This is a genomic window from Thermogutta sp. (assembly GCF_014359955.1).
Classification (GTDB): Bacteria; Planctomycetota; Planctomycetia; order Pirellulales; family Thermoguttaceae; genus Thermogutta.
This window is the reverse complement of the sequence record NZ_JACIYL010000070.1, coordinates 1-10210: the sequence shown is the minus strand read 5'-3', so window position 1 is coordinate 10210 and position 10210 is coordinate 1. Positions and strand designations below refer to the sequence as shown.

Genomic DNA, 10210 nt, shown 5'->3' with positions numbered 1-10210 from the left:
GGGGGCATGTAGGGCTGCTCTTTATGGGAAACAAGCATCCAGAGGTAGGAGTTGTCCGGATCGCCGGGTTCGATGACCGCCCCACTGGCCCCGCCCTCCATGAGCCGTTCGTAGCTGTCCAGGGCGAGATCATTGGTGGCTTTGTTCTGGTTGTGGCAGGCAAAGCAGTGCTCGCGAAAAATAGGCCGGACATGGTCCACGTAAGTGATTTTGGCCTCCTCCGCAAGGACAGAGCCTGTGCCCAGACATCCGAATAAGACCAGCGCCACAACACCGAGCCAGCCGCGTGAAAAACACCTTCGCATGGAACGCTTACTCCTCGGATACTGCATGCCGCCGCAGGTTTGATGAAACCCGATTGGCACGAATCATTTGCTGGTTTTACTATTTCGCCCGCCGGGGGCACGCTCAATGGTTGAAGGAGAACTCCCGGGAGTTCAAAAGGGCCCAGAAGACGTCGTGCAAAACCGGCTTCGGATCGGCCTGGTCCTTGAGCGCTTCCCGAATGGCCTGCATTTCCTGTTCGGTCGGTTCGCGGGTCAGTGTGCGGATGAACAACCGCTTCACGATGTCTTCGGGGGACACCTTCTCGTTCAGCCACCGGTCAATGAGACCGCCCTGCCTGATCTTGTTCTCGATCGTATTGCCCGTGATCAGATGAAGCGCCTGAGAGAGTGTGGGATCGGTACGCACGTCACAGGCGCAAACGGTATCTCGGGGAGACCGACCAAACGTGGTGAGGAAGTAGTTGGTCGTGCTTCCATCCGCGATCTGAATCGCCCGGGCACCAAGCGGCAAACCGCGGAACTTTTCCGGCGACTCGGTAACCTGGCAGATACAATCCAGGAGGATCTCCGCCTGCAGACGGCGCACGTTGGCGTGGGAGAAGTTCCGCGTGTCCTCGCGGTTGCTCTCATTCGGTATCGCCGATCGCTGATACGTCTTGGACAGGCAGATGTCCCGCACCAGTCGCTTAAAGTCGTATTTATAATCGATGAGCTTTTTCCCCAGCGTTTCATACAGTTGCGGGTTGCTGGGGGGATTGCTCATGCGGACATCATCCACCGGATCAACGATTCCCACCCCGAAAAAGTGCGCCCAGATCCGGTTGGCGACATTGCAGGCAAAATCCGGACAGTCGGGCGAGGTGAGCCACTCGGCGAGGACTTTGCGACGATCCTCACCGTTGATTTGGGGCTGCGGGCCACCCAGGAACTTGGGGGCCATCACGCGATTGTCCACCGGATGGCGCACCTCACCGCTTCCCCGGTTGAAGACGATCGTTTCTCGTTCGTCTTCGCCTCGCTTACGACCAATCTGCGCAAAGAACGCGGCGAAACTGTAGTAATCGTCCATCGTCCAGCGGTCGAACGGATGGTTATGGCACTGCGCGCACTGGATACGACGGCCCATAAACACCTGAGCCACGTTTTCAGCGGTCTTCAGGGTGTCCGTTTCCACCTGGTAAAAATTCGTGGCGGGATTGGTAAATGTACCACCCTCGGAAGCCAGCAACTCGCGAACGATCTCGTCGAACGGTTCTCCAGAAGCAATCTTTTCCGTGAGCCACTGAGAGTAGAGATAGGCCGACTTATAGCTCACGTTCACATTGGAACGCACCATGAGAACTTCCGCCCATTTCATCGCCCAGAGTTCTGCAAATTCCTTGCGCTGGAGGAGTTCGTCCACTAACCGTGCCCGCTTGTCCGGCTGGGTGTCGGCAAGGAATCGCGCATAGTCTTCCTCCGTGGGAAGCTGGCCGATGATGTCGAGCGTCACACGGCGGAGGAATTCGGCATCGCTGCACAGGCCGCTCGGCTGGATACGGAGCTTGCGCAGCTTTTCGTTGACCAGTTCGTCGATGTAGTTGGCGGGTTCATCGGTGGCCACCATCGGCGCATCGGCGGGAAGCACGAGGACCTGGCTTCCCACCACCTTCGTATCGAATCGCGCCAGGATGAATGCCTCGCCGCGGTGCGCCGCTTTAACCAGGCCGTTTTCGTCAACGGGAGCCGCATAGTCGTTATTGCTGAGGAAAACGGCCAGGTGGGTCACATCTCGATCCGTACCATCCGAGTAGTGCGCCCGAACCACCAGCCGTTGGGTGGCGTTTTCGCCCTGGAGAACGGTCTGCGGGGGAAAGACCTCGACTTTCTCCACGCTGGGCACGTTTCCACTGTCGCGCGGGGCACCCAGTTCGAGCCAGCGGTAGAGGGTACGGTACAATTCGCTATCCTTTTCAAAGCGTTTGCCACCTGTGTGTGGAACCGCCCCGATGGCCTTTTGCAGAATGAGGCTGTCCTCCGGAACGGCGAGATTGACCCGGCGGAACGGCACCTCGTGGATGAGCCGTTCATAATCCCCCTCGGGATCAAATCCAAAAAGCGACAGCCGGAAGCCATCCTTTCCGCGAGCTGCCCCGTGACAGGTGCCCGTGTTACAACCCGCTCGCATGAACACGGGCATGACGTCCAATCGAAAACTGAGGGGCCGTTCCTTCTCCACATCTTTGACCACGACGGGCACCCCCGCGCTTTGCCCCCCATACTCCGCGATCAAACGCGTTTCGCCGTTGGCCTGCGGATAGAGTGTGGCGTTTTCCAGGCGGGCGAGGGCGGGATTTTCCAAACGGAGTTTGGCTTGCTCGGTCACGTCCTGGGTGACGCCGTCGGCGGCCACGGCCACCACCACAAACGACTGCCGATCGTCCTTCGTTTCGAGGCGGAGGGCGTCAGAAGGATAGATTTCCAGCCGGACGATTTCCGCCGCCCGACTGGTTGCGATCGCGCCCCAGAACGCGATCAAACCGGCAAGCGTGGCCATTCCGGCCGATTGGGTTGCCCGCTGATGAAATCTCAAAAAAGGGAAACGTACTCGCTTCATGGCTTGGAGGCCCTCCTGTTAAAGGAAGGTTTACGGCGTCGCGGTTTGATTCTGGCGCTGCCGTCGGAGTTGTTCCAAACGGCTGAGCGGTTTTTCTGTGGGTTGGCGTGGAGGCGGAGGTGGAGCGGCCTGCGCCACCTGCGCCGGCCGCGGCTTCTGGATACGCAGTTCCCCGGCCGGCAACAGATGAACGATGGGCTCGCCGTCCTGGGTGATCGTCACCTTCACAATAACCGATTTGTGAAGTCCCACCGGGGCAGTCGGTTCTGTCCGCAGGGGGAACGTGCACTGTTGGCTTTCAGCCGTGATCGTTTGCGGCTCTGACGCTATTCCCGATGGTAGTCCGAGAAGCTCTACCTGAGCGTTCCCCTCAAATTTGGTGCGAACCTCGACCTGCGCCGGCCAGTTTCCTGACTGTCCCTGATCCAGCGAAATCTGCGGGAAGGTCATCGCCACAAACGGCGAGGCGACCGTCAGATCGGCGGGAGGCGTGGCCACTTCAACGGTTCCATTGATATTGGCGGAGGCGAGGGCCACGATCTTCCAGGTCCCCAGGGCCGCCTGCCTGGTGGCGGTGAGCGGCATGCGGACCTCCTGGGCTCCCTGGGCAATTGTCACCGAAGTGGGCGCGGATACACCCGGCGATAAGTTCAGCATTGCCACGGTAATCGGCCCGTCGAAGCCCGCATCCCGTTCCGCTTTGATGACGAGGTCCATCGTGCCTCCCTGAACGAGCGGCACCTTGGGCTGTTGAATCGTCACCCGGAACGGCACGGCTTCGGTCACCGCCGCGGCCAGGCGGTGTGAGTAAAAATTCCAGTACTCGCGGTTGTTTTGGCCGCGAACAAGAGAAGTTCGCTGGAGCAGGTCTCCCACGATCTCCTGCTCCCCGACCTTCGAAACGCCTTTGATGTTGACCCATCGTCCTTCCAGCGGAGCATCAGCAGCGGCCGTGAGGATGACGGGCACAGCCGTCTGTCCAGGCGGAATAGGAAAGGTTTCCACGCTGATGCCTGGCGGCAGATCTTCAAAGCGCAGGTCCACGGGGCCGTCGAAATCCTCCCGCGTCACCGAGACCAGGAAGGCGAATCGATTGCCGCGGGGAACGGCCGCCACAATATCTCGGAATTGTTGCCGCTCGGGCAAGCTCAGCCGCAGCTTTGGCTGAACGGGTGCGATTTCGATGCGATAAACGTACTCTGGACCGCCTGCTCCGAGTTGGTCACGGATCCCGATCAGATACTCGCCGTCGTTGGGGGCCGTCCAGCGGATGATGCTGTCGGGACTGCCCGCATCATCGTTGGCCGCCAGTTGTCGGCCGTTGGCCGCATGCACGGTCAGCACGCTGTCCACAGGGGTGCGCAACTGTCGGGCGAGGACACGGATGTCAAAGGCCTGACCTTTTTTCGCTGAAAAACGGAAGAAATCTCGATCATCCGGTCGCTCCAGCACGCCATTGCAGGCCCCCGGGACGGACGCCGGAGTGGCCTGGTTCGGGGCGTCATTAGGCTCAACCTCCGCGGTTTCGGACCCCCCCGCACTCACCCTGAGCCAGTTGGGCGTGGGGGCCGTCTGACCGTCCCGATGTGCCAGAACAGGCCAACGTTCTGCAGGTTGAGCGGGAAGAGTCAGTTCCTCTTCCCAGGAGCCGAGCGGGTCACCCACCCAGCGCACCTTCACAGATTGACCGGCCGTACCGCCCAGCGGAAATTCCGCCACAGGTCGCGGAAACGTGCCCACATGCAGCCGATAATAGGAATCTCCGGATCCCCCAAAGGCACTTTCCCGCACCTGCACGATGTACCGACCGTCCGCCGGTGCGACGGCCGCACAAACGGCGTCCTGACCGCCGAAAGCCGTATCATCCGCAGCAGCCAGCACGAAACGCTTGGAATCCAATATCGCCACGGCGGGGTCAAAAAAGGCTTTCCCCAGGCGCATTCCCTCCACTTCCACCGATAATCGCTGCCCGGCTTTCAGGTCCACGGCGAAGTAGTCCACATCCTCGTTCTCCACCACTCCGCGGACGGTTGTGTTCAGGGGGATAACCTGGGGATTGTGGAAGTCGTTGTTGGGCTCTTTCTCGTCAATTTCCGGAAGCAACCCCACGTGGAAAGTGATCAGGTTGGAAATCCCGGTGGCTGTCCGCACGCGCAGGCCGTGCTCTCCGACCTGGCAATCGGGAGCGATGGCCACCTTCGCCACCAGACGATTGCCCGACTTGCTCGTGATCTCCCGCACCGAAAAACCAGGGCTGGTGAAGAGCAACTCCGCCGCATCAGCCAGACGGGAACCCGTGATCGTCAGCTCGATCTCGGTCCCCTGCTGCGCGCTGATCGGCGTCACGCGGGAAATCACTGGGTCAGCCGCCCACACAACTCCAGAGAAGACCACACTCAGCAGAACCCCCAGGCAAGCAAACCCGCAGCGATGCACGGCCGGATCAGGCACTTTTATCCTGCCGACGGACGGCTTCGGGCGTCGCCAACGCAGGAGGTTCGCAACCGGCCCAAGCGCCGCACGTCTTTTCCCCAAAAACGAGCCACTGTGTCGCTTCATGACGCAATATTCCCAAATGGCAGGTAACCAACGGGAGGACTGAACGGCAGGCTCATCATGCGATCAGGCCTCGGCGAACTCGACCGTCGCGGACAATGTTGAGCGGCCGATTGCCCGGACCAATCAGACGTTTCTCGTAGTCCACTCCCAGCAGATGATAAATCGTGGCAAAGAGGTCCTCCGGCCCGATGGGCTCGCTGGCCGGCTCGGACGCGGTGGCATCCGAACTACCGAAAATCTGGCCACGCGTGATGCCGCCTCCAGCAAGGAGAATGCTGAAGACCTTGGGCCAGTGATCGCGCCCCGCCGTCCCGTTGACTTTCGGAGTCCGTCCGAATTCCGTGGAGACCATCACGATGGTTTCATCCAGCATTCCTGAGGCATCGAGGTCCGAGAACAGAGCCGCCAGGGCCTGATCGAGCGCGGGAGCGAGCCGCTTCGTCCCCGGCACAATCTGCTGATGAAAGTCCCATCCGCCGTATGTGACCGTGACAACGCGGACACCGGCGGCGATCAATCGCCGTGCCAGTAAAAACCGCTGCCCAGCCTGGGTGTAACCGTACCGTTCGCGGATTTGGGGGGACTCCGCTTCCAGATTGAATGCCTCCCGGGCCTTCGCAGAACTGAGCATTTCATAGGCCCGGTAATAAAAGGAGTCCATCGCCTGGATGGCGTCCGCTTTCTCCAGCGAGGCAAAATGGGCATTGACGGCCTCCAGGAGGGTGCGACGTCGGGCAAACCGCTGCTCGTCCACCCCCTGCGGAAGACTCAGATCGCGGACCCGGAAACCCTTTCCCGCCGGATCCGCCCCCAGCGAAAACGGACCATACGCCGAACTGAGATAACCCGGCCCGGCGTAGGGGTTCGGCTCATTGGGAATGCACACATACGGAGGCAGCGATTCTCGCGGGCCGAGCTCATGGCTCACAATGCTTCCGAGGCTGGGATACGTCACGGCGGGACTGGGGCGGTATCCCGTGAACATATTGTGGGTGCCGCGCTCGTGCGCCGCTTCGCCGTGGCTCATGGAGCGAACGACCGTGAACTTATCAGCCACCTGGGCAAGTATCGGAAAGTTTTCGGAAAACAATTCGCCCGTGTTGGTTTTCACAGTCCCGAAAGAGCCACGGTATTCCAGGGGGGCATAGGGCTTGGGGTCAAAAGACTCCTGCTGGGCCATTCCGCCGGGGAGAAAAATGTGGATCAACCCTTTGGCTTTTCCGAAAGTGGGATCTGCTGAAGCACTCCCCTCCTGTGCTTTGGCAGCCTCCAGACGCAGGAGATCACCGAGCGTCAGGCCCAGGAAACCGAGAGCCCCCACGGTCAGGAATTCCCGACGACTACCCTGAAAGAACCTATTACCGCGGCAATTGGTGTGAGCCATCGTTTTGCTCCCCCAAATAGGACCTGCTCAAACGTGAAGTCAAACCCTCCGCCTACCCTTGAATGTCAGGACGTCGGCATGGGGCACAATTCTTGCAAAAATACACCTCAATCCCATATTCTCTGCGGCGTTCCCCTGCCTCTTCCGGCGACAAACGACCACTGGACACCTGGGCTGAAAGAATCTCTTCCCGGAAGGCAGCGAGGAAGCCGCTGTCTGTCGGCGTGCTTTCTTTGAAACCTTGTTCTGCGCCGCGAGGCAACCATCGTAGAAACGCAGGGTGGGAATTCTTCTAACGGGTAATTACCCGGGATTTATTTGTCTTGATGGGGGAGTCTTTTGTGTTGCGTACTCGAGTGCGGCTTGCGTGGTTGGAAGCGCCAACAGGCTCTCGGGTATACTTCAAAATCGGCTGTCATATTTGCCGCCTCATTGTACTCACCTTCGGCCAACAAGCAAGTGCGGCAACCAAAATTTTTTCGCCGTGAATCAGACAGCATTCAGGCAACCAGACACCGCAATACTGTTATCCACCGGTGAACTTTATCAGTCCCGCAAGCCTCTCTTCCATGGATCAAAGCCGCGAGTCGGGACGGGCCCGACAGGAGTGCCCCACTTTGTTTCGGCAAAGGTGCCCGTCACGTCCGTTTATGAGAACGTTTATGAGAAGCTGGATCGTCCATTTTTGATTTCGCCGGGCACGACAAGCGCGTTTCCTGAGGGAAAGGTGATTTTTTAGTTTTCCATGTTTCGCAGGAGAAATCGGTTTCAGACGGTGCGCAAACTCAATGATCTGCGTGATCGAACGACGGGGGCCCGGGAAACAACGCCGAAATTGCTTCGACGACGAAAAGGCTTTATGGTGGCTTTCGTTTCGGCTAGAATCGACGGAGAAATAGTTGGTCCCCGGCAGGCGGCAGCCGAGGACAATGCCCAGGCAAGCCGACGAATCACGGGAAGGAGCATCCCCTGAATAAGGGGCGTACCGTCGGCAGCGTCCTGTGGGCCTGTGACCTATCCTACTGTATGGCCGTTAAATTGCGTATCCGGTAACAGAGAGGGCACCAGCATGGTTCTGACTTTTTTACGCCTCACCTTCCTGATCGTTCTGGCGGGTGTGGCGGTAATCGTCGTGAAGGCCGGCCTGTATCCCCAGGACCTTCAGTGGACAGCCTGGTTGATTGTGCTGGGGATCATGGCCATCGGCGGGGCGGTTATTCTGCTGGATATTCTGATCCCACGCAAACCGTTGGAGATCATCAGCTCCGTTTACTTCGGTCTGATCGTGGGGCTTTTCCTCAGTTACGTGGCGGGGCTGGCCCTCACGCCGGTCTTCGAGAGTCTTCAAACCGAAGAGCGGGTGCGGAACGTGGTGCAGCTCATCCTCGCGGCAGTCCTGTGTTATGTGTGTATCAGTTTCCTATTTCAGACCAAAGACGATTTCCGATTCATCATCCCCTACGTCGAGTTCACCAAGGAAGTCAAAGGACGCCGACCGTACATCCTGGATACCAGCGTCATCATCGACGGTCGCATTGCCGATCTGGTGGAAACCAATCTCTTCGACAGCCGACTGGTGATCCCTCGATTCGTCATTAACGAGCTCCAGGCTGTCGCCGACAGCGCCGATCGCTCCAAGCGGGCCAGAGGGCGACGTGGACTCGATATTCTCAACCGCCTCCGCAACAATCCCGACGTGGAACTCAATATCTGGGACCGGGACCTCCCCGAGTTTGCCGGACAATCCGTGGATGTCAAGCTGGTCACGCTGGCCAAACACCTTGAAGGGCGACTCGTGACGAACGACTACAACCTCAACAAGGTGGCTCGGGTGCACGGCGTTCGGGTGATCAATATCAACGACCTGGCCAATGCCCTCAAGCCGCGATTCCTTCCCGGCGAGCAGATCCAGGTCCGCCTGGTCAAGCCGGGCGAAGAGGAACGCCAGGGCGTCGGATATCTCGACGACGGGACGATGGTCGTGGTGGAAGACGGCCGCGAGTATGTCGGGAAAACCGTGGTTCTCAATGTGACCAGCGTCCTCCAGACGAGCGCCGGCCGCATGATATTCGGGCGGTTCGAACGCGTCGTAGAGCATAACGCTCACGCCCGGGACACGAGCGTGGCGTGAGATCCCTTTCTCCACAGGCGCTGACGCGCAATCAGCGAAGGTTCACACTTTCCACGGCACGGGCTTGTCCGGGTCCAGTCCCAGTTCTCTGATGGCCGAGGCGAGGCGGTCTTTCTGATAGAGCCCCCGTTCTGCCAGGGAGCTGAGTGCGGCCAGCGCGATATTCTCGGCATCGACCTCGAAGAAACGACGGAGTTCGCGGCGGGCTTCGCTCCGACCAAAACCGTCCGTCCCCAGCGCGACGTAATCGCCGGGAATCCACCGGGCGAGGGTGAGCGGCACGGCCGATACGTAGTCTGAAGCCGCAACGACCGTTCCCTGGGAACCCTCCAGCACCTGCTGGACATACGGAACGCGGGGCGACGCTTCGGGATGGAGCCGGTTGTAGCGATCGACCTCCCGGGCATCTTCCAGGAGACGTTTCCAGCTTGTCACGCTGAAAACACGGCTGGAAACGGCAAATTTCTGATCGAGGATCTCCTGTGCCCGAAGGGCCTCCCGCAAAATCGCGCCACTGGCCATGAGGTCCACGCTGGGACGGTCGGGGCCCAGATCACGCACGGAGAGCCGGTACATGCCCTTGCAGATTCCTTCCGTGGAACCCATGGGCAGGATCGGCATCTCGTAATTTTCGTTCATGAGCGTGATGTAGTAGAAGATGTCCTCTTCCTCGTAGTACATCCGGCGGATCCCGTCGAGCACGATGACCGCCATTTCGTACGCGTAGCAGGGATCGTAGGCCTGGCAGGTGGGGTAGGCGAGGGCATAGAGGTGGCTGTTGCCGTCCTGGTGCTGGAGGCCTTCTCCGGCGAGTGTCGTCCGGCCGGAAGTGCCTCCCATCAAGAAGCCCCGGCACCGCATATCACCGGCGGCCCAAATGAGGTCCCCGATTCGCTGGAAACCGAACATGGAGTAGAAGATGAAAAACGGAATCATATTGATTCCGTGTGTGGAATGCGCCGTACCGGCGGCGATGAACGAGGCCATTGACCCGGCTTCCGTGATCCCCTCTTCCAGAATTTGCCCATCCACGGCCTCGCGGTAGTAGAGGATCGTGTCGGAGTCCACAGGCTCATAAAGTTGCCCCACGTGGGAGTAAATCCCGAACTGCCGGAAGAGCGCTTCCATACCGAAGGTGCGGCTTTCATCGGGGACAATGGGAACGATATACCGGCCGATGTTCTTGTCCCGCATCAAGCGTGCCAGCAACCGCACAAATGCCATCGTGGTAGAGACTTCGCGGCCTTCGCTTC

The 10210-nt window shown here is 59.5% G+C and carries 5 protein-coding genes and 1 pseudogene; 1 reads left to right on the top strand and 5 read right to left on the bottom strand.

Features of this window, described 5'->3' with window-relative positions; translation table 11 throughout:
• The 4 genes from H5U08_RS03825 to H5U08_RS03810 all read right to left on the bottom strand — a co-directional run.
• Window positions 1–305 (bottom strand): c-type cytochrome domain-containing protein (locus tag H5U08_RS03825; RefSeq protein ID WP_297030345.1); only part of this gene is annotated, 305 nt, incomplete at its 3' end.
• 103 nt (window positions 306–408) lie between these two features.
• Window positions 409–2883, bottom strand: a complete 2475-nt coding sequence (locus H5U08_RS03820; protein WP_297030342.1) for a DUF1549 domain-containing protein — start codon at window positions 2881–2883, stop codon at window positions 409–411.
• A 30-nt stretch (window positions 2884–2913) separates the two neighbouring features.
• Window positions 2914–5334: a PPC domain-containing protein gene (locus H5U08_RS03815; RefSeq protein ID WP_297030340.1), complete on the bottom strand. Its 2421-nt coding sequence runs from the start codon at window positions 5332–5334 to the stop codon at window positions 2914–2916.
• A 163-nt stretch (window positions 5335–5497) separates the two neighbouring features.
• Window positions 5498–6826, bottom strand: a complete 1329-nt coding sequence (locus tag H5U08_RS03810) for a DUF1501 domain-containing protein (protein WP_297030338.1) — start codon at window positions 6824–6826, stop codon at window positions 5498–5500.
• Window positions 6827–7895: 1069 nt separating this feature from the next.
• Here H5U08_RS03810 and H5U08_RS03805 point away from each other — a divergent pair.
• Window positions 7896–8957, top strand: coding sequence for a PIN domain-containing protein (locus tag H5U08_RS03805; RefSeq protein WP_297030336.1), 1062 nt, complete (start codon window positions 7896–7898; stop codon window positions 8955–8957).
• Window positions 8958–8999: 42 nt separating this feature from the next.
• Here H5U08_RS03805 and H5U08_RS03800 read toward each other — a convergent pair.
• A pseudogene (locus H5U08_RS03800) lies at window positions 9000–10210 on the bottom strand (pyruvate dehydrogenase (acetyl-transferring), homodimeric type); the annotation flags it as partial.